This window comes from Streptomyces sp. NPDC085937 (genome assembly GCF_044540535.1).
In the GTDB taxonomy this organism is placed as follows: Bacteria; Actinomycetota; Actinomycetes; order Streptomycetales; family Streptomycetaceae; genus Streptomyces.
Window position 1 is genome coordinate 1 of record NZ_JBITSH010000034.1, and the last position, 1,067, is coordinate 1,067.

Genomic DNA, 1,067 nt, shown 5'->3' on the forward strand with positions numbered 1-1,067 from the left:
GACGGCAGGTCGGCGTGCTTGGTCTGCAGCATCGCCAGCGAACGGATCAGCACCTCGCGGGTCTCGGCCGGGTCGATCACGTCGTCGACCAGACCACGCTCGGCGGCGTAGTAGGGGTGCATCAGCTCGGACTTGTACTCCTTGACCATCCGCGCCCGCATGGCCTCGGGATCCTCCGCCTCGGCGATCCGACGCCGGAAGATCACATTCGCCGCGCCCTCCGCACCCATCACCGCGATCTCGTTCGTCGGCCACGCGTAGGTGAGATCGGCACCGATCGACTGGCTGTCCATGACGATGTACGCACCGCCGTACGCCTTGCGCAGAATCAGCGAGATGCGCGGCACGGTGGCGTTGCAGTACGCGTACAGCAGCTTCGCGCCGTGCCGGATGATCCCGCCGTGCTCCTGGTCCACACCCGGCAGGAACCCGGGCACGTCCAGGAACGTGATGATCGGAATGTTGAACGCGTCGCACATCTGCACGAACCGCGCGGCCTTCTCCGACGCCTCGATGTCCAGCACACCGGCCAGCGCCTGCGGCTGGTTGGCGACGATCCCGACGACCTGACCGTCCATCCGCGCCAGCGCGCAGATGATGTTGCGCGCCCACCGCTCGTGGACCTCGAGGTACTCGCCGTCGTCGACGATCTCCTCGATCACCTTCGCCATGTCGTACGGCCGGTTCCCGTCCGCCGGCACCAGGTCCAGCAGCACGTCACCACGGCGGCCGGCAGCGTCCGCGCTCTCCACCCGCGGCGGGTTCTCCCGGTTGTTCTGCGGCAGCAGCGACAGCAGGTAGCGCACCTCGGCGATGCAGGTCTCCTCGTCGTCGTAGGCGAAGTGACACACCCCCGACGTCTCCGCGTGCACGTCCGCACCGCCCAGACCGTTCTGGGTGATCTCCTCCCCCGTGACCGCCTTGACGACGTCCGGGCCGGTGATGAACATCTGCGAGGTCTCCCGCACCATGAACACGAAGTCCGTCAGCGCCGGGCTGTAGGCCGCACCGCCCGCACACGGACCCAGCATCACGCTGATCTGCGGGATCACCCCCGAGGCCCTGGT

General features: G+C 67.8%; 1 protein-coding gene. It reads right to left on the reverse strand.

All coding sequences use genetic code 11. The annotated features are described in order from the left end of the window. Positions 1-1,067 (reverse strand): acyl-CoA carboxylase subunit beta (locus ACIF8S_RS33365; protein WP_400004283.1); only part of this gene is annotated, 1,067 nt, incomplete at both ends.